Source organism: Burkholderia sp. MR1-5-21 (genome assembly GCF_053427715.1).
This window is the reverse complement of sequence record NZ_JBSAXD010000012.1, coordinates 157,032-183,192: the sequence shown is the minus strand read 5'-3', so window position 1 is coordinate 183,192 and position 26,161 is coordinate 157,032. Positions and strand designations below refer to the sequence as shown.

Here is a 26,161-nt window from a genome sequence, read left to right as displayed (position 1 = left end):
ATAAGATGCAGGCGTGAACCGGCCGCTCGGCCGGTCCGTTGCTTGCCGGCTTCGGGTCGATGTGGTTCATCGACTCCGGGCGTCAACGAATTGACTGAGACGAATGCTAGTCTCGCCCGCGGAATGCGTCCTAGAAAACCGTTCCGGCCTTGCACGAATATCTCTATCTATTTGATTTTTATGGTATTTTTGTGTACTATCCAAGCGAACGAATCGGCGTGTAACGACGATCACCACTGTAACGGCTGGCGAACATGAACCTTGTCGAGATGCTTCAGGCCGCCGGCATCGACGGGAACAAGGCCGACTTCTATCTGGCGTCACTCGAACTCGGCGAGGCCACTGTCGCTTCCATCGCTCAGAAGGCGGGCATCGGCCGCACCAATGCATACGAAGTGCTCGACCGGCTGCTCGCCGACGGACTTGTCGCGACCGTGCAGAAAGGCGCGCGCAGCTATGTGATTCCGCAGGATCCGATTGCGCTGCTCAGGCGTATCGAGGCGCAACGTCAACTCGTTCAGGAAGTGCTCCCGCGACTGCGCTCGATTCACAACTCGGCGGGTGGAAAGCCGAAGGTGCGCTATTTCCCGGGCATCGAAGGGATCAAGACCGTGCTCAACGAAACGCTCGAATGTCAGAGCAAGGAGTTGCGCGCCGTCATGTCCAACAGCGAGCTGTTTCAGACGCCGGGTTTCGAGGTCATCAGGGATGTCGCCGTGCGACGCGTCCGTGCGGGTATCAGGCTGCGCGTGATCCGCTCGGGCCCGGGCGATACGCGCGATCTGTGGCGATCGTCGACGCGCGATCTCCGCGAACTCCGCTTCGCGCCCACCGATTTCGAAGTGGGTATCACGACCTATCTGTACGACGACACCGTAGCCTTCATTTCATCGCGAGCCGAGCACTACGCGCTGTCCATTCAAAGCGCGGAGTTCTTTGCGTTCGAGTGCAGTCTGTTCGAAGTGCTGTGGAGCGCGAGCACGCCCGACCGATTCGACAAACCCGCCTGAACCGCTTTCGTTCGCTCCGGCAGCACCGGGTGCGAATCCAGACACGCAGACCGTAAAGGCAAGTGAGCCCGCGTGCCGGTCAGTCCAAAACGAATAGATGGTGTCGGGGGCGAGCGCGATGCCCGTGTCATCCCCGATAAAGAAAGCCTGACGGTATCAGGTGGCTCGTGTTTTCCGGGAAGGCGGCTGAAAATGTTTCATCGCTGAACAAGCGCTCGCGTGTCAACGGCGTGGTCGAGCAATGCCTCAATGAGCGCCGCGAAAGACACTAAACTTCGATGGACGGGCCGGGCAATCTGGGAGATCGATCGATGAAAAGACTATTGCTCGTCGTCGCATTCGCAAGTGCGTTGCTCGGCCATCCAGATGCTGCGACGGCGCAGACCGCGCAGGATCTGTTCCGTGTAACGCTGCTTGGCACTGGCGCCCCGGATCCTCTGCCGGACCGCTTCGGCTCGAGCATGCTGATCGAGGCAGGAAAACAGAAAGTCCTCGTCGATGCAGGGAGAGGCGCGACCATCCGGCTGGATCAACTGCAGATCCCCCTCGGAACGATCGATGTCCTGTTTCTGACTCATTTCCGCTCGGACCATACCGTCGGAATTCCCGATCTGTGGCTGACCGGATGGCTCCCGCCATCTTTCGGGCGGCGTAACTCGCCGCTCCATGTGATCGGCCCCGTCGGCACCGCCAATCTCATGTCGAACCTCCAGCGCGCCTACGCCGAGGACATCAAGGTGCGGATGGACGACCAGAAGCTTTCGCCGGAAGGTGTCGCCGTTACCGTCGAGGAGTTCAAAACCGAGGGCGTCGTCTACGAAAAGGATGGGCTTCGCGTTACCGCGTTCGAAAACAACCATGGCAACCCCGCCGTGAGGCCGTCCTACGGTTATCGTTTCGATTATGCCGGGCGATCGGTACTCGTTTCGGGCGACACGAGCATGGACGAGAATGTCGTCAAATACGGCACCGGCACCGACCTGCTGGTGCATGAGGTGTTTGCGGTCAAACCGGAATTGATGAAGAGCCCCGCGATCCAACTCATCGCCGCGCACCACGTAACGCCCCGGCAAGCGGGCATGCTGTTCAGTCGCGCGCATCCAAAGCTCGCGATTTTCACGCATCTTTCAGTGATCGGCACCTCAACGGTGTCGCCCGTTACCACGGACGATATCGTGTCCCAGACGCGGGAAACCTACCAAGGCCCGCTCGTGGTCGGAGAAGACCTGATGGCGTTCGACATCGGTACCGAGGGCATCGCGGTCTTTCGGCGCGGCGCCCGATAGCTGGTCGGCAGGTGTAGCGACTTGCGTTCGAAACTGGCTGTGCTTGAGTTCCATCGTCGCCTGCTCACTGGCGCGCGCTCAATTGTCAACTTGCTGTCGGGTAGCGGCACCCATTCCTTGAGCGGATCCAGGCTGACTAGCCTCGCCAGCGGAGCGGGAGCCAATTCATTCCACCGCCATCTGTGCCGCAACCCCTGCGTGATCTGACGGCCACAAGCCGCTCGCGGTTTTACTCGTCGGACTTGCGCCGAACAGCGCCATCCTCTGCACATTGATATTGCCCAGGGTCAGTATCAAGTCGGTTCTCTGGTATAGCTGCGATACGGCGTTGTTCACGAGTTGCGCCTGGCAGCACGTCAGTCCGGGAAGAAGCGGATAAGTCACCGACCAGGCATCCTGATAGCCGGCGACGATGAAATCCGTGTATGTCGCGTCCTGCGGCGGCGGGGCGGCTTGCGCATTGCCGTCCATCGCCACGATCACCGGCAGCACGGTTCTTGCCGGACCGGCACGCAATTCGGCGCCTTGAAGCTGACGAATATGCGCGTCCACCGATTCGAGATGTGTGCCGATGAAGCGGAACGCCTTGTTGTTGAACTTCGCATCCACGGAAACCCAGGCCCGTGGCAACGGCACGTTGCCGATCGGCGTCTGGAAGAAAGTACGCGCAGCAAACTGTGCCGACTGTGGATTGGTCCACTGGAAACGCGACGGATCGAGATCCGTGCGGGCGAGAATCGCAACCTGATTGACGACCTGCACGCACAGAAACGTCGAAGGCAATATCAATCCCGGCGTCGGCGGAAATGCAAACTGCGTTGCCCGCGCAGCGACGAGATAGTGGCCTCCCTGGGCAAGCAGCGCATTGAGCAGTTCCTGCACCATATCGAATTCCGGCGCGACCGGCCCGCACGTCGACGTGGACTGATCGAACGGCCCGGAAGACCACTGATCCAGTTCCTGCAAGCTGACTAGCGCCGGGCCGGCCGCGATGATCTGCTTCGCCAGCGCCTGCATGCGCTCATCGGGACGCGTCGCGCGTACCTGCGTGATCGTCTGCCCGACGGCGACGAGAAACGCCTGAAATCCCGATGCCCGTGCCAATTCCAGGTAATCCGTGCCTTCATCCGCGTTGTAGGTCATCACCCGCAGATCGCCTTCTCCAGCCGAGAGCGATTGCGCCAATACGGACACTGGAAGGCAGGCAACGAATAGCAGCAGACCTACTAACCGGTTGCGTAGCGATTTCATCGTAATTGTCCTTTCTCTCACCACACGTTTCTGATTTTTCTTCGTGTCCGGCATCCGAACCCCACGGGGTACGACTTGGCCAGGCAGGCTCGCGAATGGATTGCAGAGTCGGAAAGGAGCAATATTCGTGCAGACGTCGATACGACAGGCATTCCCGGGTTCCTGATTATTTCGGGAAGCGAATTTCGAGCCGAAGTTGTTTCAGGGCTGAAACGTTATCGCTCAGGCCCGGCGACCGCGCATCGCCGGGCCGCATCGTCAACCGTCGTTGCAAGTCCCATCCAGCAGCAACGTCCCCACCCGCGCCGGTACGAGCGGCGGACGCGGCACGGGCGGCGTCCAGCCGAACAGCGCCTGCACGGCCGCGCCGCACACGCGGCCCTGGCACGCGCCCATCCCGCAGCGCGACTGCAGTTTCGCGGCCGTCCAGCCGGCCTCGTTCGCGAGCGCGTCGTAGCGCACGTCCTCGCAGCGGCAGACGAGCGTATCCGGCCGTGCGAGCATGCGGACTGGTTCGCGGATCGCAAAGCGCTGCCGCACCGCGTCCGCGAACGCCTGCCACTGCGCGCGCCGCTCGGCCAGTTCGGCGAGCCGCGCAGTCTGCCCGGTCGCCGCGCACCCGGCGATTTCGCCTTCGACCATCGCCAGCTCGCTGCCGCCGACGCCCGTGCATTCGCCGGCCGCGAAGTGCCCTTCCCGGCTCGTGCGCTGGTGAGCGTCGACGGCCACCGCGCCGTTCTCGATCCGGCAGCCGAGATGGCTCGGCAGCGCGGTGTTCGGCACGAGCCCGAAGCCGCACGCGAGGCGATCGCATGCGACGTCGAATTCGCGGCCGCCCTGCCGGATCCGCACGGCTTCGAGCCGCTTGTCGCCGAACGCCTCGACGACGTGCGCATCCGCCCGATAGGCAGGCGTCATCAGCTTCGCCGCCTGCGCCAGTTTCGACGGCCAGCGCCACAGCCCCACGCCGAAGCCGAGCACGTCCGGCCAAGCCGCCTGTTCGAGCACGTGCAGCACCTGCGCGCCCCGGTCGCGCGCGGTCGCGGCGCTCGCGAGCAGCAGCGGCCCGCTGCCGGCGATCACGGTGCGTTGCCCGCGCACGTCGAGACCGTGCTTGATCAGCGCCTGCAGCCCGCCCGCGCCGGTGACGCCCGGCAGCGTCCAGCCGGGGAACGGCAGCAGCAGCTCGCGCGCGCCGCAGCACAGGATCAGCGTCCGGTACGCGAGCAGCATCGCGCGCTCGTCGTCTTCCAGCAGCAGCGCGCCCGGGCGCGATTCGGCGACGATCCGGGTCGCCGCGAGATATGTGACGTTCGGATGCCCCAACACCTTCATTCGCGCGGCGGCCGCCAGCGGCGGCGCGACGCCCGGCCCCTGCCGCCAGATCTGCCCGCCCGCGCGCGGATTGTCGTCGACGATCGCGACCGACGCGCCGCCATGCAAGGCCGCCTGCGCGGCGGACAGCCCGGCCGGGCCCGCGCCGACGATCGCGACGTCGACGTGCAGAATGTCGTGTGTCATCGCGTGCGCTCCACCTGCATTCCTTCACGGCACAACGTCTGGCACGCGAGCCGGCGCCGGCCGTCGATCGTCATCCTGCACTCCTGGCAGATGCCCATCCCGCAAAACGGCGCGCGCGGCGCGCCCGTGCACGACGTGCGCGTCGTGTCGTCGCCGCTCGACGCGACGGCGGCCGCGACGGTCACCCCGTCGGCCACCGTCAGCGCGCGGCCGTCCAGATGAATGATCATGTGAGCACTCCGGCTGCATGGGACCGGGACGTCGACAGGAAACGTCCCGGCAAATACGGTTCGGCGTCGATCGGCGGCCGCTCGCCGAACATCAGCGCGGCGACGAGCCGCGCGCTGCCCGGTGCGGTCGTCACGCCGAGCCCTTCGTGTCCGACCGCGAGCCACACGCCCGGCCGCGACGGATGCTCGCCGAGCAGCGGCAGGCCGTCCGGGCTCGCGGAACGGAAACCCGTCCACGCACGGATGCCGTTCAGGTCCGCCAGCGCCGGCAGGTAGCCGACCGCACGACGCAGCATGCGCGCGAGCACGGGCGGCTCGACGCGCGCGTCTTCGGTATCGAACTGGCGCGACGAGCCGATCAGAAGCTGGCCGGTCGGGCGCGGCTGCACGTTGAACGCGACCGACGTGCCGTCGCTCGCGTGCGCGCTCGCCGCATAGCCGAGCTCGACGAGCTGGTGCGATACGCGCCCCGGATAACGGTCGGTGACCAGCAGGTGGCCTTTCTTCGGGCGCAGCGGCAGTTCGGGCAGCAACGTCCGTGCGGCGACGCCGTTCGCGACGATCACGCGCTCCGCGCGCAGCCTCTCGCCGTTCGCGAGCGTCACGCGCGGCCCGTCGACCTCGACCACCTTCTCGCGGCGCAACGTGACGCCCGGCGCGCGCTGGAGCAGCCAGCTCGCTGCCACGGGCGCGTAGAGAATGCCGTCGCCGGGAATCTTCAGCGCGCCGCCGAGCCCGGGGCGCAGCATCGGTTCGAGCGCGGCGAGCGCCGCGCCGTCGATCAGCTCGCCCGCCACGCCATGCGCGGCGAGCGTCGCCTGCTTCGCGCGCGCGAGGTCCATCTCGTGCGCATCGGCCGCGAGCCACAGCGTGCCGCAGTTGCGATACGCGCAGCCGTCCGGCATCTGCGCGCCCAGCGAGCGCCACAATTCGATCGAGTAATGGCTCAGCGCGAGCTCGGCGGCGTTGTCGTCCATCGCGACGAGGTGCCCCATGCCCGCGCCGGTCGCGCCGCCGCTCGCGTCGTCGAGCACCAGCACGCGCAGCCCGCGCTGCGCGAGTTCGTGCGCGCAGGCTGCGCCGACGATGCCGGCGCCGATCACGATGACGTCGGTCCGCACGTCGCTCACGACACGATGCCCCAGCCGAACGGATCGTCTTCCTCGATCAGCAGCGTCGCTTCCGCGCTCAGGTGCGCGCTGCCGCGAATCGTCGGCACGATCCCGCCTTCGGCCGTCGCGTAGGTCGCGTGGAACACGCTGCCGATCACGCTGGCCTGCCGCCACACGGCGCCCGGCGCAAGCTTGCCGTCCGCGGCGAGGCACGCGAGCTTCGCGCTCGTACCGGTGCCGCACGGCGAACGGTCGTACGCGAGGCCCGGGCACAGCACGAAGCTGCGGCTGTCGTGTTCCGGATCGTCGGCGAACAGCTCGATGTGGTCGATCTCGCCGCCGTTCGCGCCGGTGACGCCCGCGCGTTCGAGCCCCTCGCGCACCGCGGACGCATACGCGGTCAGCGCCGCGACGTTGTCGCCGGCGACGCGCTGGCCGTGGCCGCTGATCAGGAAGAACCAGTTGCCGCCCCACGCGATGTCGCCCTTCACGGGGCCGTGGCCCGGCACGTCGACGTCGACGTCCTTCGCATGGCGATACGCGAGCACGTTGCGCACGCTGACCGACAGGTCGTCGTGCAGCGTCGCCTCGACGGTGCCGACCGGCGTCTCGATCTGGTGGACGCCGGGCTCAATGCGCCCCATGTGATGCAGCGTGCGCACGACGCCGATCGTGCCGTGTCCGCACATGCCGAGATAGCCGGCGTTGTTGAAGAAGATCACGCCGGCGGCCGCATCGGACGCGACCGGGTCGCACAGCAGCGCACCGACCATCACGTCGCTGCCGCGCGGCTCGAGGATGCAGGCTGTGCGGAAGCGGTCGTGGTCGCGCGCGAGCACGTCGCGCCGCTCGGCCATCGAGCCATTACCGAGCGCAGGAAAACCGGACACGACGAGCCGCGTGGGTTCGCCGCCCGTATGCGAATCGATGATCTGGATGCGCTTCATCTTGTGTCGTCCGAAAGTGGGGAAAGGAGCACAGCTTCCTCCGTCGCGCGTCCGCCCGCTTGTGGGTTTTCGATAAGGACGGCGACGAAATCGGCATAGTGCGCGGCGCCTTCCGCGGACCTTTCGACGACTGTGCCGATTTCGTCATTTTGCTCCGGGAAACGACTCAAGCGCGACGGGCGTTTGCGCGGCGATACTGGTTGCCACACCGACACCCCCGTCGGCCGACCGATACAAACGTAGGAGATTTCAGTGAGCCGAAACGCCATCAAGTGGACCGGGGTTTTCCCGGCTGTCAGCACCCAGTTCAAGCCGGACTTTTCCCTCGACATCGACGCCACGCACCGCGTGGTGAAGAACCTGGTGAACGACGGCGTGTCGGGCCTCGTCGTCTGCGGCACGGTCGGCGAGAACACGTCGCTGTCCACGTCGGAAAAGCTCGCGGTGATCGAGGCGGCGCGCGACGCGGCCGGCGGCAAGGTGCCGGTGATCGCCGGCATCGCCGAGTTCACGACGGAGTTCGCGCGCAACACCGTGCGTGAAGCGCAGCGCGTCGGCGTCGACGGCGTGATGGTGATGCCCGCGCTCGTCTATTCGGCGAAGTCGCACGAGACCGCCGCGCACTTCCGCTCGGTCGCGACGAGCACCGACCTGCCGGTGATGGTCTACAACAACCCGCCGATCTACAAGAACGACGTGACGCCGGATGTGCTGATCGCGCTGCAGGACTGCGAGAACATCGTCTGCTTCAAGGATTCGTCGGGCGACACGCGTCGCTTCATCGACCTGCGCAACGCGGTCGGCGACCGCTTCGTGCTGTTCGCGGGCCTCGACGACGTCGTGGTCGAGAGCATTGCCGTGGGCGCCGAAGGCTGGGTGTCGGGCATGTCGAACGCGTTCCCGAAGGAAGGCGAGACGCTGTTCCGCCTCGCGAAGCAGAAGCGCTTCGACGAAGCGCTCGCGCTGTACCGCTGGTTCATGCCGCTGCTGCACCTCGACGCGCGCCCGGACCTCGTGCAGTGCATCAAGCTGTGCGAAGAGCTGGTCGGCCGCGGCAGCTCGGTTACCCGCCCGCCGCGCCTCGCGCTGCAAGGCGACACGCTCGCAGAAGTGAAGGCGATCGTCGCGAAGGCGCTGGAGAACCGCCCGACGCTGCCGGACGTCGGTCTCTGATCGACCTGCCGCCGCCATTCCCGGTCCGGCCTGGCCGGGCAGACTCACGCGCGCGCACCGCCGCATCGACCGGGCGTCATCCCCCCGACGCCCGGCCATGCCCCTTCCCCCGCCCGCCGCGCATTCCGTGAGCCGCCCGTCCCGCCCCGGTCGTTCGAACCGGGCGCCGCCGGCCGGCAGGCGCGCGCTGCTGCTCCGTCGGAGCGCGGCGCGATTTTCGCCTGTGCCGACATTCCCATAGGAGACAAGCCCATGCCAGGCCAAGGCAATGCACAACCGTCCGTGCCGCTTTCCCGTTCCGCGCACCCCGACGCGGGTCACGGCAAGTTCAAGAAACAGCTGTCGCTGACCGACCTCACGTTCATCGGTCTCGGCGCCATTTTTGGATCGGGGTGGCTGTTCGCCGCGAGTCACGTGTCGACGATCGCGGGCCCGGCCGGCATCTTCTCGTGGCTGCTCGGCGGCTTCGCGGTGCTGCTGCTCGGCATCGTCTACTGCGAGCTCGGCGCCGCGCTGCCGCGCGCGGGTGGCGTCGTGCGCTATCCGGTGTTCTCGCACGGCCCGCTGCTCGGCTACCTGATGGGCTTCATCACGCTGATCGCCTTTTCGAGCCTGATCGCGATCGAAGTCGTCGCCGCGCGGCAGTACGCGGCCGCGTGGTTTCCGGGCCTGACCGTCGACGGGTCGAGCGACCCGACGACGCTCGGCTGGCTCGTGCAGGCAGCCCTGCTCTGTTTCTTCTTCTACCTGAACTATTCGAGCGTGAAGACGTTCGCGAAGGCGAACAACATCATCAGCATCTTCAAGTTCGTCGTGCCGCTGTCGGTGATCGCGGTGCTGTTCACGTTCTTCAAGCCCGCGAACCTGACCGTGCACGGCTTCGCGCCGTTCGGGATGCCCGGTATCGAGATGGCGGTGTCCGCCGGCGGCATCATCTTCGCGTACCTCGGGCTCACGCCGATCGTGTCGGTCGCGAGCGAGGTGCGCAATCCGCAGCGCACGATCCCGATCGCGCTGATCCTGTCGATCCTGCTGTCGACGCTGATCTACGTGCTGCTTCAGCTCGCATTCATCGGCAGCATCCCGACCGCCATGCTCGCCGCCGGCTGGCACGACGTCAGCAAGGCGTTCTCGCTGCCGTACCGCGACATCGCACTCGCGCTCGGCGTCGGCTGGCTCGCGGTGATGGTCGTCGCCGACGCGATGATCTCGCCGAGCGGCTGCGGCAACATCTACATGAACGCGACGCCGCGCGTCGTCTACGGCTGGGCGAAGACCGGCACGTTCTTCAAGGTCTTCACGCGCGTCGACGAAACGTCCGGCATTCCGCGGGCGGGCCTGTGGCTCACCTTCGGCCTCGCGATCTTCTGGACGCTGCCGTTCCCGTCATGGGAAGCGCTGATCAACATCGTGTCGGCCGCGCTGGTGCTCAGCTACGCGGTCGCGCCCGTGTCGGTCGCGGCCCTGCGCCGCAATGCGCCCGACCTGCCGCGGCCGTTCCGCGCGAGCGCGTTCGGCATCACCGGCCCCGCATCGTTCGTGATCGCCGCGCTGATCGTCTACTGGTCGGGCTGGAGCACCGTGTCCTGGCTGCTCGGGCTGCAGATCGTGATGTTCGTCATCTATCTCGCGTGCCGCCGCTGGGTGCCGACCGCGCACCTGAGCCTCGCGGAACAGGTGCGTTCGTCGGCATGGCTGATCGCGTTCTATGCAGCAATGATCATCGCGTCGTATTTCGGCGGCTTCGGCGGCACAGGCCAGCTCGCGCATCCGTACGACACGGTCGTCGTCGCGCTCGTCGCGCTCGTCATCTACTACTGGGGCGCGCATACCGGCGTGCCGTCCGCGAAGCTGCAGCTCGACGACGACGAGGGCTGACGCGCTCCATCCCTTCCCCTTTCCATCGGCCGGGCGCTGCCCCCGGCCCGCATTTTTTCGAGGAGAACCATGCGACTCACAGGTCAGCTTTTGATCGGCCAGTCCGCCGTGACCGGCCGGAACGGCGAACTCCATGCGATCGCCGCCGCGACCGGCGAACGGCTCGAACCCGCGTTCGGTGGCGCGAGCCTGCATGATCTGGAGGCGGCCTGCGCGCTCGCCGACGACGCATTCGACACCTATCGCGAAACGAGCCACGACGCGCGCGCCGCGTTTCTCGACGCGATCGGCCGCAATATCCTGGCGCTCGGCGACGAACTGATCGAGCGCTGCGTCACCGAATCGGGGCTGCCGCGCGCACGCGTCGAGGGCGAGCGCGGCCGCACGGTCGGCCAGCTCGCGCTGTTCGCATCGCTCGTGCGCGACGGCGGGTTCGTCGATGCGCGCATCGACCCCGCGCGCCCCGACCGCAAGCCGCTGCCGCGCGTCGACCTGCGGCTGCGCAACGTCTCGATCGGGCCGGTCGCCGTGTTCGGCGCGTCGAACTTCCCGCTCGCGTTCTCGGTCGCGGGCGGCGATACGGCATCCGCGCTCGCGGCCGGCTGCCCGGTGATCGTCAAGGCGCACTCCGCGCATCCGGGCACGTCCGAACTCGTCGGCCGCGCGATCCAGCAGGCCGTGCGCGAGTGCGGTTTGCCGGACGGCGTGTTCTCGCTGCTGTTCGACGCGTCGCGCGAAATCGGCCAGGCGCTCGTCGCCGATCCGCGCATCAAGGCGGTCGGCTTCACGGGCTCGCGCCGCGGCGGCGTCGCGCTGATGTACATCGCGGCCGCGCGCCATGAGCCGATTCCCGTCTATGCGGAAATGAGCTCGATCAACCCGGTGCTGCTGCTGCCCGACGCGCTCGCCGCGCGGCATGACGCAATCGCGCAGCAGTTCGTCGCATCGCTGACGCTCGGCGCAGGGCAGTTCTGCACGAACCCGGGCCTCGTGCTCGGCATCGACGGTCCCGCGCTCCGGGCGTTCGAGGAAGCCGCGGCGGCCGCCGCACGCGCCGCCGCACCGGCGACGATGCTGACGCCGCACGTCCACGCGAGCTACTGCGACGGCGTCGCGCGTCTGCGTGCGCACGACGCGGTCGACACGCTCGCCGAAGGCGTCGAAGGCGATCGCTACCAGGCACGTGCCGCGCTGTTCGCGACGTCGGCGGACGCGTTCATTACACGTCCCGAGCTGCGCGACGAAGTGTTCGGCCCCGCTTCGCTGATCGTGCGCTGCCCGGACGCCAACACGCTGCATCGCGTGCTGAAGTCGCTCGAAGGCCAGCTGACGATCGCCGCGCATCTCGCCGACGGCGACGCGCCGCTGTTCGCGACGCTGCTGCCGACGCTCGAGCGCAAGGCCGGCCGCATCCTCGTCAACGGTTTCGGCACGGGCGTCGAGGTCGGTCACGCGATGGTGCACGGCGGCCCGTTCCCGGCGACGTCCGACACGCGCACGACGTCGGTCGGCGCGCGCGCGATCGAACGCTTCCTGCGGCCGGTGTCGTATCAGGATGTGCCGGCCGCGCTGCTGCCCGCGGCCATCCGCGACGGCAATCCGCTGCACATCGCGCAGCGCATCGACGGCGTGCTGGTGCTACCGAAGGAGGCGCGCGATGTCTGACGCGAACGAAGTCGTCCTGTCGCTCGACGACGTGCACGCGCTCGCGCTGCGCGTGCTGACCCGCCACGGCATGTCCGACGCGCATGCGCGCGCGATCGCGAACGTGATCACGCAAGGCCAGCGCGACGAATGCCACTCGCACGGCATCTACCGGCTGCTCGTCTGCGTGCGCTCGCTGCAGAAGGGCAAGGTCGATCCGCAGGCCGTGCCGACGCTGCGCCGGCTGTCGTCGTCGATCGTCGCGGTCGACGCGCATCGCGGCTTCTCGCTGCTGAGCTTCGAGACGGGCCTGCCGGTGCTCGTCGACATGGCGAAGCAGCACGGCATCGCGGCGATGGTGATCAACCACTGCTATCACTTCTCCGCACTGTGGCCGGAGGTCGAGGCGATCGCCGCCGAAGGCCTCGCCGGAATCGCGATGAACCCGAGCCATAGCTGGGTCGCGCCGGAAGGCGGCAACCGGCCCGTGTTCGGCACGAATCCGATCGCGTTCGCGTGGCCGCGTCCGGGCGGCGTGCCGTTCGTGTTCGATTTCGCGACGAGCGCGATCGCGCGCGGCGACATCGAGCTGCACGCGAAGCAAGGCAAGCCGATTCCGCCGCACTGGGCGATCGATGCGGACGGCGAGCCGACCACCGATCCGAAGGCAGCGCTGCAAGGCGCGATGCGCACGTTCGGCGGCCACAAGGGCTCGGCGCTCGCGGCGATGGTCGAGCTGCTCGGCGGCGCGCTGATCGGCGACATGACGAGCCTGGAGTCGATGGCGTTCGACGAAGGCGTCGGCGCGACGCCGTGTCATGGCGAGCTTGTGATCGCGTTCGATCCGAAGGTGTTCCTCGGCGACGATCTCGACGCCGGGCTCGCGCGCGGCGAGCGGATGCTCGATGCGATCGTCGCGCAAGGCGCGCGGCTGCCGTCGCAACGGCGCTTCGACGCCCGCGCACGCAGCATCGCGCACGGCGTGCGCGTGCCGCGGCTTTTGTACGAGGAAATCCTGACGCTGCTTGACTGATGTGCTCGCGCGTCGTCGGCCGGATGCATCGCCGGCCGGCGACGCGCGGCGGATCGTTCCCCCTGCGTTCAACCGGGTTCTCGCGCCGCACGCCCCTGCACGATCTCCGCGGCGCGCGGCGCGACTGCGCATCCGTTGCCGCCTGTCTCGCCGGCGTCACGCGCCGGTCGCACAATGCGCCCGTCCGGTGCTCACTCCGATACCCTGCCGCTCCCCGATCGTCGCGCCGGCACCTTAACGTTCCCATAAGGTTCGCGCATCGATGATGGGCGCGTGCACGGCCCTGCCCTCGTTCCGAGCCGCATCGGCCGGCGCCCGTCATTCGTCAGAAGAGTCTGCCATGTCCGATATTGCCCGTCAGACAGTCCATCAGACAGCCCGTTACGACCGGCTGACCCGCCTGTTCCACTGGTGCATGGTGCTGCTGGTCGCCGCCCAATTCGCGCTCGGCTGGACGATGCCGGACGTCCACGGCACCGCGCCGCCGCTCGGGCTCGTGCTGCTGCACGTCAATCTCGGCGTGTTGCTGTTGCTGATCATGGTGCCGCGCCTGCTGTGGTCCGGCGCGCGCCGGCCGATCGCGCCGGTCGAGCAGCACCCGGCGCTCGCGTTCATCGCGAACGTCACGCACAAGCTCCTCTACGTGTCGCTGATCGCGGTGCCGCTGCTCGGCTGGCTGAATTCGAACGGCCGCACCTGGCAGATCGGCGTCGGCCACTGGCTGACGCTGCCGACGATCGCCGCGCCGCACTCGCTCGGCGCATCGATCGGCGAGCTGCACAGCGCGTGGGCCACCGCGCTCGCGATCCTGATCGGGCTGCACGCGTGCGCGGCGCTCGCGCACCGCTTCTTCATGAAGGACGACGTACTGGCCCGGATGCTGTAACGCTCGGCTCCACGCGATGTGATGTCGAGCCCGTCTGGCGTCCGCCGCCGACGGGACGGGTCGCACGCTTTCCGCCCGGCGCCGCCGGGCGCTTTTTTATGCGGTACGCCGAATCGCGAAGCCGACGCCACCGGCGTCACTCGTGCCGGAAATCCCCGCCGTGGGCGCCGCCGCCCCCACCCCCACCGGCTTGCCGGCCGCCGAAGCTGCCGCGTTCGCCGCCACCGCCGCCACCCTGATGAGCCGGTGGCATCACGACGACCGCGCCGCCATTCACCGCCGGCGCATGCATCACGACCGGCGGGCCCGGCGCTCGCATGTTTCCGCCAGCCTGCGGCATCGGCATCGGCGCCGGTGCTGGCGCGCGGATCGCGCCGTTCCAGCCACCGCGCGTCGCCGATGGACGCGCGTCATGCCCGCCATGATCGAACGGCCTGCCGTTCACGCCTGGCGCGGGTTCGCCGATCTGCGGATGGCCGCGTCCCGGCGGGATCCCGCCCGGGCCGAGCCGCGGCTCGGCGCGATGCATGAAGCGGTCGCGGTCATGAAACCACGGCCGGTCGCGATAGAAGTGATCCCAGTACGGCCCGATCGCGAACACGACGACCGGGAAGCCGAGGTCGGCCCCGTAGTCGAGCAGCGGCTCGTAGCCGCCCTGATACGGATAGTCGAGCAGTCCCGCGTAGATCCAGCCGCGCACCCCCGGCAACGCCACGTCGCACCACGTGTAGTCGCTGATGCAGCCGATCACGGACACCATCGTGCCCTCCGGAATCTCCGCGACGAGCGGATAATCCTGCGCCGGGCCCGCGCGCAGGTTCGCCGGCGCGTTCGTGTACGCCTCGGTCTGCGCGTCGGCGACGCCCGGCAATGCCAGCAGCCCGAGCAGTGCGATGCAGATGCCTCGGGCGATCGTGTTTCTCATGATGCTCTCCTGCGCGGCGCGGGCGCACGCCGTGTCACCGCATGTCGCGCCGTCTGCGGCAGACGCCGCACGGCTTCGCGTGACGCGCGGGCGCGGCGCGCGATCGCACCGGCTCCGCCCGCCGCTCAGTGTCCGTGTCCGCCGCCGAAATGCCCGCCGCCCATCGGCGGATGCCCGAAATGCCCGAAATGTCCGCCGCCGCCGTGGCCATGGAAGTGTCCCCCGCCGCCGAATCCGAACCCGATACCGATCGCGACCGGCGGCCAGCAGCAGTCGTACCAGCCAGGGTAGTACGGCGGGTAGTAGTACGGATAGGGATACGGATACGGCGGTGGATAGACCGGCCCGGCGTAGACATCGGGCGAGACCGTGGCCGAAGCATCCGGCGCCGCGGCGGTACTGTCCGGCGCGGTCGTGCCGCCCGGCGTCTGCGCCACCGTGGCCGGCACATAGTACGGCGGTGCGTACCCGTACGGCGGGTTCGTGTAATAGCAACCGCCGAGCATCAGCGCAGCCAACGCGAATGAGGCGGGCCTCAACGCGGAAATCGGGTTCATCTCGCGCTCCAGCCGGATCGGCGCCGCGCCACCCGGCGCACGCCTACATCTGTAGCTTACGTCTCCCGCACATTTCGGGACGTATGATCGGTTACTGTTTGTTTCATGCAGCGAAGCCGCGACCGTTCCGCGGGCACGCGGCGGGCCGCCCGGCTTGTACCGCGGCGGTGCCCCCCGCATCCGGATCGGCGCATGGCGGATGGTCCCGGCATGCGGGTTTAGGACCATTGAAAGCTGCGCCACAGGCCACAATCTGTTGGATATCAGGCATGCCGGCGCGGACGGGCGTCCGCGACTTCCCGGCAGCCGGCCCCGGCGGACGCAAGCCCGCCGCAGCAGGAAAGCGGCGCAAGCCGCCAGCGACATGGACACGCCAGGCCGCCCACCACGCGCGGACGAATCCCCCGACATGATTGCCCGCCTGCTGGCGCTCGCCAGCGAACAGGGCTACCTGATTCACGCCGACCTGATCGACGCGCTGCCGGCCGGCTGCGATACCTCGGAAGCGCTCGAGGCGGTGCACGCCGCGCTCGCGGACCTCGGTATCGCGGTGCTCGACGAACGCCCGCAGCCGGCGCCGTTCGCCGAAGCGGCGGCCGTCGTCGTCGATCGCGACGCACTCGACGAAGGCGGCGCGCTGCTCGACGATATCGCGCGCGGCGCGAGTGCGTCGACCGACCCGCTCGCCGTCTACCTGCGCCGCATGCATGCGGTGCCGCTGCTGACGCGCGACGAGGAAATCGCACTCGCCCGCGAAATCGAAGCGGGCCGCCGCCAGCTGTTGCACGCGCTCGCCGGCTGCCCGGCCGCCGCCGACGCACTGCTCGCGCACTTCGGCAGCATCGCCGCACCCGGCGACGACACCGATGCGCCCCCTGCCGTCACGCTGGCCGCGCTGCGCAAGGCGGTCGCCGCGGTACGCCGCGCGCTGCACGTCGACGGCTGCCGATCCGCAGGATACCGAAATGCGCAGAGCCGGCTCGCGACACGGCTCGACGCGATCGCATGGCCCGCCGCGGGACTCGAGGATGCCTGCCGGGTGCTGCACGCGCTGGCCGCGTCGACGACGCACGGCGGCGCGACGCAGGACCCCGACCCGCCGCTGCTCGACACGGTCACGCGGCGCGCGCTTGCAGCCGCGCTGCGCGACGGCCAGCGCACGATGCACGATGCGACGCGCCGGATGCTCGAAGCGAACCTGCGCCTCGTGCTGTCGGTCGCCCGCAAGTATGCGAACCGCGGCGTCGACCTGTCCGACCTCGTCCAGGACGGCAGCATCGGCCTGCTGCGCGCGATCGAGAAATTCGAATACCGCCGCGGCTTCAAGTTCTCCACCTACGCGACGTGGTGGATCCGCCAGGCGGTCGCACGCGCAGTCGCCGAACGGGCGCGGACGATCCGCCTGCCGGTACACGTCGGCGATCAGGTCCACCGCGTGAAGCGCACCGCGCAGCGCCTGCACCAGCGCACCGGCCGCAAGGCGACGCCCGCGCAGCTCGCGGCCGAAAGCGGGCTCACCGAGGCCAAGCTGCGCACCTTGCTTGCGCTGCCGGGCGAGCCGGTGTCGCTCGACACGCCGCTGCCCGATGCCGACACCGGGCTCGGCGAGATGATCGAGGACCGCGCGTCGCGCAGCCCGTTCGACACGCTCGCCGATGCGCGCCTGCGCGACTGCGTCGCCGCGCTGCTGAAGTCGGTGACGCCGATCGAAGCCGACGTGCTGCGCCGGCGCTTCGGCATCGACGGCGCGGAGCCGGACACCTACGAGTCGATCGCGAAGCAGGCCGGGATGTCGCGCGAGCGCGTGCGCCAGATCGAACGGCGCGCGCTCGCGGCATTGCGCGAATCGGAAGCGGCCGAGGACGCGCATACGTTCCTCGACATGTGACGCGTGCAATGCGGCGCGGAATCGGCGGCATGATCGTCGTCGGCATGCCGCGGAGCGCGCGTTCGCGCAGCGCGACGACGCGTGCGCGCCTTGTCAATCCCGCAACACGAGCCTGCCCGCGCCATCGATCCGCACATGTGTGCCGAACACCGCGCTTTCGCGCTCGAGCGTATCGGCCAGCCACGCGATGCCCTCTGCCGGCGCGCGACGCACGCTCAACTGGCGGATCTGCATCGGCACCATGAACAGGTCGCCGAGCGCGCCGCTGCTCGTGTCGACGAGCGGGAAAACCATCAGCACGAGATCGGGCCGCCACGCGCGATGGCCGGCGATCCCTTCGTAATCGTTCAGGAAGTCGCCGCAGCCGTACAGGATCAGCCGTCCGCGATACCGTTCGATGCCCCTGACATGATGCGACGAATGTCCGTACACGATGTCGACACCGCCCGTGTCGATCAGACCGTGCGCGAACGCGCGCTCGTCGGCGCTCGCCGCGTAGCCCCAGTTGCCGCCCCAGTGCAGCGACACGACGTTCACGTCGCCGGCCGCGCGCCGTGCGTCCCCGAGACGGCGGCCGATCGCGTCGGCCCGTGCGGGCGACAGATCGGGCAGCACGTTGACGCCGCCCTGCGTCGCATGCGCGGCCCACGTATCGGGCACCCCGGCGCTCGCCGTCGCGAACGCGTCGATCCGCACCCGCGCGCCGTTTGCGCATTCGACGACCGCAGGCGCGGCCGCCACCGCCGCGTCGCGCCCCGCGCCGACCGTCGCGATGCCGGACCGCGCGAGGGTCGCGCAGGTCTCGTCGAGGCCCGCGCGGCCCCAGTCCATCGTGTGATTGTTCGCGAGCACGCAGCAATCGACCTGCGCGCGCAGCAGGCAGCCGATGTTGTCGGGGTGCATCCGGTACAGCACCGACTTGCCCGGCCAGCGGTCGTTGCTGGCCGTGACGGCCGTCTCGAGATTGACGATCCGCGCGTCGGGCCGCACGCGGTCGAGCTCGGCGAGCGCATCGCCCCACGGATACGCGTCGTCACGATGTGCAGGCAGCCGGCCGTTTTCCTGCTCGGCGAGCCGCACGTAATCGCGCGCGGAACGGCATACGGGTTCGAACAGGCGCGGATCGCCCGGATGCGGCAGGATCTGGTCGATCCCGCGCCCCGTCATCACGTCGCCGCACAGGAACAGCCGCACGCAGCCCGGCGGCCGCGTGCGTCGGGTGTCGTTCATCGCCGCAGGAGCCAGAACAGCACCGTCAGCACGACCGACAGCAGCACGCAGGTCGCGAGCGGAAAGTGGAAGCTGAATCCGTCGCGCACGATGTGGATGTCGCCCGGCAGCCGGCCGAACGGAATCCGGGCGAGCCAGCGCCAGCCGAGGCCCGCCGCGACCAGCAGCATTCCGGAGATCAACAGCGCCCGTTGCATCGCCCCCTCCTGCGTCACGTTCCGCACACAGCGTAACGCCGCGCGGCGCCCGCCGGGAATGCGCGTATGCTTGACGGGGCACGATCAAGGGGCGCGATCATGTGCAACGTTTGCCATTGATACGCGTCAATTTTTTGCGCCCGGCCGCCGGGACAATTGCCGCAGGCCGGACCGACGCGCGGAGCGCCGCGTCTTCCGTTTGCGTTCCTGCGCATTCCCGCCATGCTGATGACCGCCAGCCGAACGTACGAGGAAAACCGGCAGATCGCGGAATGCCTGCGCGAGGCGTCGCAGCGCCTGTCGGATCAGGGCGCGAACCCGTATCGTGCCGGCGCGTATCGCGCGGCGGCCGACACGATCGACGGCCTCGACGACAACCTGCGAAGCCTGTTCGACGCGGGCGGCATCGACGCGCTTGACGCGCTGCCGCATATCGGCACCGGCATCGCGCGAGCGATCGCGGAACTGCTGGTCACCGGGCACTGGCGCCAGCTCGACCGCCTGCGCGGCGAAGTCGAGCCGGCGTCCGCATTCGAGTCGGTGCCCGGCATCGGCCGCGAACTCGCGATGCGCATTCACGAAACGCTGCACATCGATACGCTCGAGGATCTCGAGATCGCCGCGCGCAGCGGCCGGCTCGAAACGGTCGCGGGTGTCGGCCCGCGACGTGCGGCAGGGATCCGCGCTGCGCTCGACGACGTGCTGAGCCGCCGCCGGCGCTGGCTCGGCCGCCCGCAGGACGACAGCCTCGGCGCCGAACCGCCTGTCGAACTGCTGCTTCATATCGACCGCCTCTATCGCGCCCGGGCTGCCGCCGGCAAGCTGCCGACCATCGCCCCGAAGCGCCTGAACCCGGAAGGCGCGGCCTGGCTGCCCGTAATGCACGAGACGCGAGGCGGCTGGCATTTCACGGCGCTGTTCTCGAACACGGGGCGTGCGCACGAACTCGGCCGCACGACCGATTGGGTCGTGCTCTATTTCTACGACGATATGCATGAGGAACACCAGCGCACCGTCGTCACCGAGACGCACGGCAATCTGGCCGGCAAACGTGTCGTCCGCGGCCGCGAGATGGAGTGCACCGCGTATTACGCCGTTTGACCCGCGTCCGGGCGTGCAGGCGCTGTCGTGGACGGATCTGCACCCGGCACGGACGCGGGTTCGATCGCCGGCTCAACCGCCGATTCCGCCGCGGCTTCGCCGCGCCGCCGGCCGGCCGCTCGCGTATCGGTGACGACATGCGCAAATGCGCCGTCGCCATACGCGCGCTCGACCTTCGACACGATCACGTGATAGCCGCCGTACCACTTGCGGTACTGGCGTTTTGCGTCGAGATGCCGCGGGTCCGTCGCGAACGCGCGCAATGACGCTTCGTCATGCCAGTAATAGGTCGCGTTGACCATGCTCCCGTCGGCCGAGCGCCACGATTCCGCACCCGCAAAGCCCGGCAGGCTGATCGCGACGGCATCGATCGTCGCGCTCAATGCGCGAAACGTGTCGTCGATCTCGCCCGGCCGGTAAATGAACGCTGCGATATACATTCGGTTTCCTTGTTTCCTTGTCGTTCCGGTTGACGATTGCTGCATGCGCCGGTCAAACCGGCCTCGACATCACCGCCAGCCGCACCGCGAGCAGCACGAGCACGGCGGCCAGCCCGCGCGACTGGATCGTCGCCGCGCGCGCATGGCGCGACATCAGGCGCTGCACCGAGCCGCCCGCCGCGCCCAGCAGCAGGTGAAAGACCGTGCTGATCGCGGTCAGCACGCAGCCGAGCTCGATCAGCTGCATCGTGACCGCACCCTGGCGCGGCTCGACGAATTGCGGCAGAAACACCACGAAGAACAGCAGCGCCTTCGGATTCAGCAGGCTGTTCAGCATCGCCCGCCACGCGACCGACGCCAGCGACCGCTGCGGCGCGCCGGCGGTGCCGAGGCGCCCCGGCCGCCGCAACGCGTTGAACGCCATCCACAGCAGGTACGCGGCGCCGGCGTAGCGGATCACGTCGAACGAAGGCGGCCACGCATTGACGGCCGCCGTGATGCCCGTGGCCGTCAGCGCCGTCAGGATCAGGTCCGCGACGCCGATGCCGAGCGCCGCCGCCGCGCCGCCGCGCACGCCGTATGTGACGCCGTGCGCGAGCACGAACGTCATGTTCGGCCCCGGCGACAGGAGCAGCAGCATCACCGCCGCGGAAAAAATCGAGAGCGTCGTCAGTCCGATCATGGTGGTCCAGGTTTGCGTGAGCGATGCCGCCAGCGTAATCTTCCGATTCGATACAAACAAAGAATTGTTCCAGATACAAACGATGCGCGAACCCCGTTACCAGCCGATCGTCGACGACTTCGCCGCGCAGATCCGCGCGGGACGGCTCGCCCCCGGCGTCCAGCTCCCGACCGTGCGCGCGCTGATGAAGCAGCACGGCATCGCGCTCGCGACCGCCGCGCGCGTCTATGCGGAACTCGAGGCGGTCGGCCTCGTCGTCGGCGAGACCGGGCGCGGCACGTTTGTCCGCGATACGTCGCTGCCGCGCGGCCTCGGCCTCGAACAGCAGCCGGCCCGCACCGGCGCGATCGACCTGACCTTCAACTATCCGTCGCTGCCCGGGCAGGTCGAGCTGCTGCGCAACGGGCTGCGCGTGCTCGCCGCGTCGGGCGATCTCGACGCGCTGCTGCATTCGGCGCCGCAAGGCGGGCGGCCGCACGAACGGCAGGCCGTCGCGCGTCATCTCCGGAACCGCGGTATCCGCGTGCCCGGCGAACAGGTGCTGATCGTCAACGGCGCGCAGCAGGGTCTCGCGGTCGGCGCGATGGCGTTGCTGCAGCCGGGCGACGTCGTCGCCGTGGACACGCTGACCTATCCGGGAATGAAGGCGCTCGCCCACGCGCACCGGCTCGAACTCGCGCCGGTGCCGACGCGCGCAGGCGGCGGCATGGATCTCGACCGGCTCGCGGCGCTGTGCCGCAAGCGGCCCGTGCGGGCCGTCTACACGATGCCGACGCTGCACAATCCGCTCGGCACGGTGATGGACGAGCCGGACCGTGTGCGGCTCGCGGCGCTGGCGGAGCGGCACGATCAGCTGATCATCGAGGACGGCGCCTATGCGTTCCTCGCGGAGCCCGCGCCGAGGCCGGTGTTCACGCATGCGCCGGAGCGCACGCTGTATGTGTCGGGACTGTCGAAGAGCGTCGCGTCCGGGCTGCGGCTCGGGTTCGTCGCGGCGCCGCTGCGCTGGGTGCCCGCGCTCGAACGCGCGATCCGCGTGTCGACGTGGAATACGCCGTCGCTGACAGTCGCGCTCGCGTGCCAGTGGATCGACCAGGGCGTGGTCGATACGCTCGAGGAACAGAAACGCCGCGATGCGCGGCGCCGGCAGAAGCTCGCGCGGCGAGTGCTCGACGGCGCCGCGCTGCTCGCGCATCCGTCGTCGTATTACCTGTGGCTCACGCTGCCCGACCATCTGCGCGCCGACGACGTCGCGGCCGCGCTCGAGCGGGACCGGGTGCTCGTGACGACAGCCGAGCCGTTCGCGACGACCGCCAGCGCCCCTCAGGCGCTGCGGATTGCGCTCGGCTCGATTGCGATGGATGCGCTCGACGCGGCACTGCGGTGCGTCCGGCGTGCGGTGATCGGCTAACGCGATGGCGTTCGTGCAGCACGGCGCAACTGCATGACGGCGTGACGCCGTGGCGAGCTCAACCCTTCACGGCAGGATCACGCCGCGCGCCCGCAACTCGTCCGCAAGCGACGGCGCGTCGACGTAGCGATACCCGAGCAGCCCCGCATCGACCGCGCCGGCAACGTTCGCGTCGGTATCGTCGATGAACAGCGTGGCGCCCGGCCGCGCGCCGAGCTGCCCGACGCAGCCGAGATACGCCTGCGCGGCCGGCTTGGCCGCGCCGAACGATGCCGATGCGTACACGTGCATGCCGAACAGGCGCGCGACCGGCGGATTGAGATAGTCGAGATGATCGGTGACGAGGCGGCTGTTGTTCGTGAGCACCGCGATCGGGTGCCGCTCGGCCACTTGCTCGGCGAGCGCGAGCGTCTCGCCGTTCGGCGTGATCGACGCGTGGCGCGAATCGAGCCACGTGTCGCGGCTGACATGGCAGTTCAGCAGGTCGCCGAGCGCTTGCAGATACGCGTCCGGCGTGATTTCGCCTGCATCGGCGCGCGCTTCGAGGCCGGACTCCCAGATCGCATAGCGGATCAGGTCGGGCGGCCGGCCCGTCAGCGCCGCGAGACGCGCGACCCGCGCCGCGCGATCGTAGTGCGTCAGCACCCCTTCCATGTCGAACAGCACCCACGCGATCGGCAAGCTCATGGCGCCCCCTCGGGTCGAACGGCGATCGGACGAAGCCGCCACACGGCGGACGGCTCACCGCGCCATTGTGCCTCGGCGGCCGGCCGTTCGGCAGGTATGTGCAGCCCGCCTGACCGGCACGGCGCCGGCCCGCCCCGCGATCCGGCGTGAACGACGGCCGCACGCGGCCGTTGCCGGCCTCGCTTCGTCCGCTGCCTCTCGCCGGCCAAACCTTGTCCGCACACCTCGCCGGCCGTGCGCGCTCACACGCGCCCCGGCGCTGCGCTCAGGCGTCGTCCGCACCAGCCGGTTTCGCGCGACGCGCAACGTGGCGGTGCCCGGCAATGCGCAACAACTTCTGGAACGACGGGCATTGCAGATGACTTGGCGCGGGGCAGACCGCCGCATGCCGCAGCCCGTCACGCACCGCGCTGAGCCGGCGGATCGTGCGATCGAGTTCGTCGGCCTTCGCGTCGAGCGTCGCGCGATCGATCGCGGGCTCGCCACCCGTGCCGAGCATCGCGCCGATCTCGTCAAGCGAGAACCCGGCCACGCGGCCGAGCGCGATCAGCGCGAGCCGCTGCAGCACCGCCTGGCCGTACTGCCGCCGCAGGCCGCGACGCCCGTTCGACACGATCAGTCCCTTCTCCTCGTAATAGCGCAGCGTCGAAGCGGGCAATCCCGCGTGACGCGCGACATCAGCGATATCCAGACTGCCCATGCTTGACCTCAAGTGAACTTGAGCCAGCAAGATAGCCGCTCGATCTCGTCAAAACAAGCTGGAATTCGGCTTCGGGATCGCCGCATCGCGCTCGCCGCAGCCGAGCGTCGCGCGCCGCCGCAGCATCGTCACGTATCTGTCGTACGGGGTCGGGTCGTATCTGGCGGCGCTCGTGCTGCGGGCACGCGTGCCGTGATGCGGCATGCGTACGCCGCCCGCGGTCACTCCCCGCCGCTGTCGTTGAGGTTTTGACGCACCCGCCCGAGCAGGCGGATCAGCGTGTCGCGCTCGTCGCGCGACAGGCCGCGCAGCCCGTCGTCGGCGACCGTATCGCCCACTTCGAGCATCTGCGGAAAGATCTCGCGCGACTTGTCCGTCAGCCGGATCACGAACGCGCGCCGGTCGTCGTCGTTCGCGACGCGCTCGATCCAGCCGCAGCTTTCCATCCGGTCGAGCAGGCGCGTCAGCGAGATCGGCGTGATATCCAGCCATTCGGCCAGCCGCGCCTGGTTCATCTCGCCCTTCCACGTCAGGTACGCGATCACGCGGCTTTGAGCGCGCGTCACCCCGAGCTGCCTCGCGCGCCGGTCGTACAGGCGGCCGTACTGCCGGGCGACGTCGGCGATCAGGTAGCCGATCCGGTTCTCGTAAGTGTTGTCCATGCGCGGATTATAGGGGTCAAGCCGAAAGCCGGCGTCGGCGGCGCTGGCCGCCGTGGATATGAGTCCATATATAATAAGCACACTCATTATTTGAACGGCGCCCGATCTTCGACGCGGCGCCGGCCCCACGGAGACACCCCTTGAGCCCCGCTCACGCCGCCGCATCCCCGACTCCCGCGCTGAACCGTCCGATGCTGACGCTGTCGATCATGCTCGCGACGCTGATCCAGACGCTCGACAGCACGATCGCGAACGTCGCGCTGCCGCATATGCAGGGCAGCCTGTCCGCGTCGCAGGACGAGATCACGTGGGTGCTGACCTCGTACATCGTCGCCGCCGCGATCGCGACGCCGCTCACCGGCTGGCTGTCCGACCGGCTGAGCGTCAAGCGGCTGCTGACGATCTCGATCGCCGGCTTCACGCTCGCATCCGCGCTGTGCGGGCTGTCCGAAACGCTCGTGCAGATCGTCGGGTCGCGGCTGCTGCAGGGCGTGTTCGGTGCCGCGCTCGTGCCGCTGTCGCAGTCGATCCTGCTCGACATCAATCCGCGCGAGAAGCAAGGCCAGGCGATGGCGATCTGGGGGATGGGCGTGATGGTCGGGCCGATCCTCGGCCCGACGCTCGGCGGCTGGCTGACCGACAGCTACAACTGGCGCTGGGTGTTCTTCATCAACGTGCCGATCGGCGCGTTCGCGCTCGCCGGCGTGCTCACGTTCCTGCCCGCGCGCGCGCCGCGCCCGCACGTGAAGTTCGACACATTCGGCTTCGCGACGCTCGCGCTCGCGATCGGCGCGTTCCAGGCGATGCTCGACCGCGGCGAGCAGCTCGACTGGTTCGGCTCCCACGAGATCCAGATCGAGGCGCTGGTCGCGGCGCTCGCGTTCGCGTTCTTCCTCGTGCACACGGCGACGGTCGGCAAGGCGTCGTTCTTCAAGTCCGAACTGCTGCGCGATCCGAATTTCGCGACCGGCACGCTGTTCATCTTCGTCGTCGGCGCGGTGCTCTACGCGACCCGCGCGCTGCTGCCGCCGATGCTGCAGAACCTGATGGGCTACCCGGTCGCGATGACGGGGCTCGTCACTGCGCCGAGCGGCGCGGGCACGATGATCGCGATGCTGTTCGTCGGGCGGCTGCTGAAATATGTCGATGCGCGGATGCTGCTGCTCGCGGGGCTGTCGATCTCCGCGCTCGCGCTGTGGCAGATGATGCAGTACACGGTCGTGCTGTCGGCGGCGGACATCGTGTGGCCGGGCGTCGTGCAGGGATTCGGGCTCGGGCTCGTGTTCGTGCCGCTGAGCACGCTGACGTTCTCGACGCTCACGCCCGAGCTGCGCGCGGACGGCACCGCCACCTACAGCCTGATGCGCAACATCGGCAGCAGCATCGGCATCTCGATCGTGCAGACGCTGATGACCCGCAATACGCAGGTCGCGCACGCGGATCTCGCGACGAACGTCACGCCGTTCAACCCGGCCGTGCAGGCGATCGTCGGCAGCGGCAGCCGCATCGACATCGCGCTGCTCGACCGGACGATCAACCAGCAGGCATCGATGATCGCGTACCTGAACGACTTCAAGCTGATGTTCGTCGCGACGCTGCTGATGATCCCGTTGCTGCTGCTGATCCGGCCCGCGCAGCAGGCCGGCAGCGCCGACGTCGCGCACGCGGCGATGGATTGACGCGCGCCGGCGGCGCGCGTCGGGACGGCGG

General features: G+C 68.7%; 24 protein-coding genes and 2 pseudogenes. 12 read left to right on the top strand and 14 right to left on the bottom strand.

The window, feature by feature from the left end:
- Positions 1–254: 254 nt before the first annotated feature.
- Positions 255–1,010, top strand: a complete 756-nt coding sequence (locus ACV229_RS18385; RefSeq protein WP_448084534.1) for a TrmB family transcriptional regulator — start codon at positions 255–257, stop codon at positions 1,008–1,010.
- Between the two features lie 311 nt (positions 1,011–1,321).
- The gene (locus ACV229_RS18380; RefSeq protein WP_448084533.1) at positions 1,322–2,296 is read left to right on the top strand and encodes an MBL fold metallo-hydrolase; all 975 of its coding nucleotides are present in this window, start codon (positions 1,322–1,324) and stop codon (positions 2,294–2,296) included.
- A gap of 165 nt (positions 2,297–2,461) precedes the next feature.
- Here ACV229_RS18380 and ACV229_RS18375 read toward each other — a convergent pair whose 3' ends face one another.
- The 5 genes from ACV229_RS18375 to ACV229_RS18355 all read right to left on the bottom strand — a co-directional run bounded on the left by ACV229_RS18375 (position 2,462) and on the right by ACV229_RS18355 (position 7,357).
- Positions 2,462–3,547 (bottom strand): hypothetical protein, encoded by a 1,086-nt coding sequence (locus ACV229_RS18375; RefSeq protein WP_448084532.1) that lies wholly within the window; start codon positions 3,545–3,547, stop codon positions 2,462–2,464.
- A gap of 258 nt (positions 3,548–3,805) precedes the next feature.
- Complete coding sequence (locus ACV229_RS18370) at positions 3,806–5,068, bottom strand: FAD-dependent oxidoreductase (protein ID WP_448084531.1); 1,263 nt, start codon at positions 5,066–5,068, stop codon at positions 3,806–3,808.
- A complete protein-coding gene (locus ACV229_RS18365; protein WP_017329728.1) occupies positions 5,065–5,298 on the bottom strand; it encodes a (2Fe-2S)-binding protein in 234 nt (77 codons plus the stop codon). The genes ACV229_RS18370 and ACV229_RS18365 overlap by 4 nt, the downstream gene beginning before the upstream one ends.
- Complete coding sequence (locus ACV229_RS18360) at positions 5,295–6,428, bottom strand: NAD(P)/FAD-dependent oxidoreductase (protein ID WP_448084530.1); 1,134 nt, start codon at positions 6,426–6,428, stop codon at positions 5,295–5,297. The genes ACV229_RS18365 and ACV229_RS18360 overlap by 4 nt, the downstream gene beginning before the upstream one ends.
- Positions 6,425–7,357 carry a 4-hydroxyproline epimerase gene (locus ACV229_RS18355; protein WP_448084529.1) on the bottom strand — a complete coding sequence of 311 codons (933 nt, stop codon included), beginning with the start codon at positions 7,355–7,357 and terminating at the stop codon, positions 6,425–6,427. Before ACV229_RS18355 ends, ACV229_RS18360 begins: the two co-directional genes overlap by 4 nt.
- A gap of 252 nt (positions 7,358–7,609) precedes the next feature.
- Between ACV229_RS18355 and ACV229_RS18350 the strand changes: the two genes are divergently transcribed.
- The 5 genes from ACV229_RS18350 (at position 7,610) to ACV229_RS18330 (ending at position 13,971) form a co-directional block, all read left to right on the top strand.
- A complete protein-coding gene (locus ACV229_RS18350) occupies positions 7,610–8,530 on the top strand; it encodes a dihydrodipicolinate synthase family protein (protein WP_448084528.1) in 921 nt (306 codons plus the stop codon).
- A gap of 252 nt (positions 8,531–8,782) precedes the next feature.
- Positions 8,783–10,408 (top strand): APC family permease, encoded by a 1,626-nt coding sequence (locus tag ACV229_RS18345; protein WP_448084527.1) that lies wholly within the window; start codon positions 8,783–8,785, stop codon positions 10,406–10,408.
- Between the two features lie 69 nt (positions 10,409–10,477).
- On the top strand, positions 10,478–12,073 hold the full coding sequence (locus ACV229_RS18340; RefSeq protein ID WP_448084526.1) for an aldehyde dehydrogenase (NADP(+)): 1,596 nt from the start codon (positions 10,478–10,480) through the stop codon (positions 12,071–12,073).
- Positions 12,066–13,085, top strand: coding sequence for an Ldh family oxidoreductase (locus ACV229_RS18335; RefSeq protein WP_448084525.1), 1,020 nt, complete (start codon positions 12,066–12,068; stop codon positions 13,083–13,085). The genes ACV229_RS18340 and ACV229_RS18335 overlap by 8 nt, the downstream gene beginning before the upstream one ends.
- Positions 13,086–13,425: 340 nt before the next feature.
- Positions 13,426–13,971: a cytochrome b gene (locus tag ACV229_RS18330; RefSeq protein WP_448084524.1), complete on the top strand. Its 546-nt coding sequence runs from the start codon at positions 13,426–13,428 to the stop codon at positions 13,969–13,971.
- A gap of 136 nt (positions 13,972–14,107) precedes the next feature.
- Here the strand turns inward: ACV229_RS18330 and ACV229_RS18325 are convergent, their stop codons facing one another.
- Positions 14,108–14,896, bottom strand: coding sequence for an SH3 domain-containing protein (locus ACV229_RS18325; protein WP_448084523.1), 789 nt, complete (start codon positions 14,894–14,896; stop codon positions 14,108–14,110).
- A gap of 125 nt (positions 14,897–15,021) precedes the next feature.
- Positions 15,022–15,453 carry a hypothetical protein gene (locus tag ACV229_RS18320; protein WP_448084522.1) on the bottom strand — a complete coding sequence of 144 codons (432 nt, stop codon included), beginning with the start codon at positions 15,451–15,453 and terminating at the stop codon, positions 15,022–15,024.
- A gap of 364 nt (positions 15,454–15,817) precedes the next feature.
- Here ACV229_RS18320 and ACV229_RS18315 point away from each other — a divergent pair, with 364 nt between their 5' ends.
- Positions 15,818–17,341, top strand: coding sequence for a sigma-70 family RNA polymerase sigma factor (locus ACV229_RS18315; protein ID WP_448084521.1), 1,524 nt, complete (start codon positions 15,818–15,820; stop codon positions 17,339–17,341).
- A 93-nt stretch (positions 17,342–17,434) separates the two neighbouring features.
- Here the strand turns inward: ACV229_RS18315 and ACV229_RS18310 are convergent, their stop codons facing one another.
- Positions 17,435–18,571: a CapA family protein gene (locus ACV229_RS18310; RefSeq protein WP_448084520.1), complete on the bottom strand. Its 1,137-nt coding sequence runs from the start codon at positions 18,569–18,571 to the stop codon at positions 17,435–17,437.
- Positions 18,568–18,768: a DUF2905 domain-containing protein gene (locus ACV229_RS18305; protein WP_448084519.1), complete on the bottom strand. Its 201-nt coding sequence runs from the start codon at positions 18,766–18,768 to the stop codon at positions 18,568–18,570. Before ACV229_RS18305 ends, ACV229_RS18310 begins: the two co-directional genes overlap by 4 nt.
- A gap of 222 nt (positions 18,769–18,990) precedes the next feature.
- Here ACV229_RS18305 and ACV229_RS18300 point away from each other — a divergent pair, with 222 nt between their 5' ends.
- A complete protein-coding gene (locus ACV229_RS18300; RefSeq protein WP_448084518.1) occupies positions 18,991–19,869 on the top strand; it encodes a helix-hairpin-helix domain-containing protein in 879 nt (292 codons plus the stop codon).
- A 104-nt stretch (positions 19,870–19,973) separates the two neighbouring features.
- Here ACV229_RS18300 and ACV229_RS18295 read toward each other — a convergent pair.
- Both ACV229_RS18295 and ACV229_RS18290 read right to left on the bottom strand, forming a co-directional pair.
- Positions 19,974–20,309, bottom strand: a pseudogene (locus ACV229_RS18295) (antibiotic biosynthesis monooxygenase family protein); the annotation flags it as partial.
- 52 nt (positions 20,310–20,361) lie between these two features.
- Positions 20,362–20,991, bottom strand: a complete 630-nt coding sequence (locus ACV229_RS18290) for a LysE family translocator (protein ID WP_448084517.1) — start codon at positions 20,989–20,991, stop codon at positions 20,362–20,364.
- Positions 20,992–21,073: 82 nt separating this feature from the next.
- Here ACV229_RS18290 and ACV229_RS18285 point away from each other — a divergent pair, with 82 nt between their 5' ends.
- Entirely contained in the window at positions 21,074–22,402 is a 1,329-nt protein-coding gene (locus tag ACV229_RS18285; RefSeq protein ID WP_448084516.1) for an aminotransferase-like domain-containing protein, read from the top strand.
- 66 nt (positions 22,403–22,468) lie between these two features.
- Here the strand turns inward: ACV229_RS18285 and ACV229_RS18280 are convergent, their stop codons facing one another.
- Complete coding sequence (locus ACV229_RS18280; RefSeq protein WP_448084515.1) at positions 22,469–23,089, bottom strand: HAD family hydrolase; 621 nt, start codon at positions 23,087–23,089, stop codon at positions 22,469–22,471.
- Positions 23,090–23,354: 265 nt separating this feature from the next.
- Complete coding sequence (locus ACV229_RS18275) at positions 23,355–23,789, bottom strand: helix-turn-helix domain-containing protein (RefSeq protein WP_448084514.1); 435 nt, start codon at positions 23,787–23,789, stop codon at positions 23,355–23,357.
- A 64-nt stretch (positions 23,790–23,853) separates the two neighbouring features.
- Here ACV229_RS18275 and ACV229_RS18270 point away from each other — a divergent pair.
- Positions 23,854–23,985, top strand: a pseudogene (locus ACV229_RS18270) (DUF2938 domain-containing protein); the annotation flags it as partial.
- 25 nt (positions 23,986–24,010) lie between these two features.
- On the opposite strand, the gene ACV229_RS18265 reads toward ACV229_RS18270, so the two are convergent.
- On the bottom strand, positions 24,011–24,451 hold the full coding sequence (locus ACV229_RS18265) for a MarR family winged helix-turn-helix transcriptional regulator (RefSeq protein ID WP_448084513.1): 441 nt from the start codon (positions 24,449–24,451) through the stop codon (positions 24,011–24,013).
- A 140-nt stretch (positions 24,452–24,591) separates the two neighbouring features.
- Between ACV229_RS18265 and ACV229_RS18260 the strand changes: the two genes are divergently transcribed.
- Complete coding sequence (locus ACV229_RS18260) at positions 24,592–26,130, top strand: MDR family MFS transporter (protein ID WP_448084512.1); 1,539 nt, start codon at positions 24,592–24,594, stop codon at positions 26,128–26,130.
- The last annotated feature ends 31 nt before the right edge of the window (positions 26,131–26,161 follow it).

Bases quoted from the DNA above. Each gene is read 5' to 3' on its own strand.
- ACV229_RS18380 (WP_448084533.1), top strand. From the start codon at position 1,322: ATGAAAAGACTATTGCTCGTCGTCGCATTCGCAAGTGCGTTGCTCGGC.
- ACV229_RS18290 (WP_448084517.1), bottom strand. From the start codon at position 20,991: ATGATCGGACTGACGACGCTCTCGATTTTTTCCGCGGCGGTGATGCTG.
- ACV229_RS18285 (WP_448084516.1), top strand. From the start codon at position 21,074: ATGCGCGAACCCCGTTACCAGCCGATCGTCGACGACTTCGCCGCGCAG.
- ACV229_RS18320 (WP_448084522.1), bottom strand. From the start codon at position 15,453: ATGAACCCGATTTCCGCGTTGAGGCCCGCCTCATTCGCGTTGGCTGCG.
- ACV229_RS18275 (WP_448084514.1), bottom strand. From the start codon at position 23,789: ATGGGCAGTCTGGATATCGCTGATGTCGCGCGTCACGCGGGATTGCCC.
- ACV229_RS18310 (WP_448084520.1), bottom strand. From the start codon at position 18,571: ATGAACGACACCCGACGCACGCGGCCGCCGGGCTGCGTGCGGCTGTTC.
- ACV229_RS18370 (WP_448084531.1), bottom strand. From the start codon at position 5,068: ATGACACACGACATTCTGCACGTCGACGTCGCGATCGTCGGCGCGGGC.
- ACV229_RS18315 (WP_448084521.1), top strand. From the start codon at position 15,818: ATGGACACGCCAGGCCGCCCACCACGCGCGGACGAATCCCCCGACATG.
- ACV229_RS18335 (WP_448084525.1), top strand. From the start codon at position 12,066: ATGTCTGACGCGAACGAAGTCGTCCTGTCGCTCGACGACGTGCACGCG.
- ACV229_RS18385 (WP_448084534.1), top strand. From the start codon at position 255: ATGAACCTTGTCGAGATGCTTCAGGCCGCCGGCATCGACGGGAACAAG.
- ACV229_RS18345 (WP_448084527.1), top strand. From the start codon at position 8,783: ATGCCAGGCCAAGGCAATGCACAACCGTCCGTGCCGCTTTCCCGTTCC.
- ACV229_RS18325 (WP_448084523.1), bottom strand. From the start codon at position 14,896: ATGAGAAACACGATCGCCCGAGGCATCTGCATCGCACTGCTCGGGCTG.
- ACV229_RS18330 (WP_448084524.1), top strand. From the start codon at position 13,426: ATGTCCGATATTGCCCGTCAGACAGTCCATCAGACAGCCCGTTACGAC.
- ACV229_RS18280 (WP_448084515.1), bottom strand. From the start codon at position 23,089: ATGAGCTTGCCGATCGCGTGGGTGCTGTTCGACATGGAAGGGGTGCTG.
- ACV229_RS18365 (WP_017329728.1), bottom strand. From the start codon at position 5,298: ATGATCATTCATCTGGACGGCCGCGCGCTGACGGTGGCCGACGGGGTG.
- ACV229_RS18340 (WP_448084526.1), top strand. From the start codon at position 10,478: ATGCGACTCACAGGTCAGCTTTTGATCGGCCAGTCCGCCGTGACCGGC.
- ACV229_RS18355 (WP_448084529.1), bottom strand. From the start codon at position 7,357: ATGAAGCGCATCCAGATCATCGATTCGCATACGGGCGGCGAACCCACG.
- ACV229_RS18375 (WP_448084532.1), bottom strand. From the start codon at position 3,547: ATGAAATCGCTACGCAACCGGTTAGTAGGTCTGCTGCTATTCGTTGCC.
- ACV229_RS18305 (WP_448084519.1), bottom strand. From the start codon at position 18,768: ATGCAACGGGCGCTGTTGATCTCCGGAATGCTGCTGGTCGCGGCGGGC.
- ACV229_RS18265 (WP_448084513.1), bottom strand. From the start codon at position 24,451: ATGGACAACACTTACGAGAACCGGATCGGCTACCTGATCGCCGACGTC.
- ACV229_RS18300 (WP_448084518.1), top strand. From the start codon at position 18,991: ATGCTGATGACCGCCAGCCGAACGTACGAGGAAAACCGGCAGATCGCG.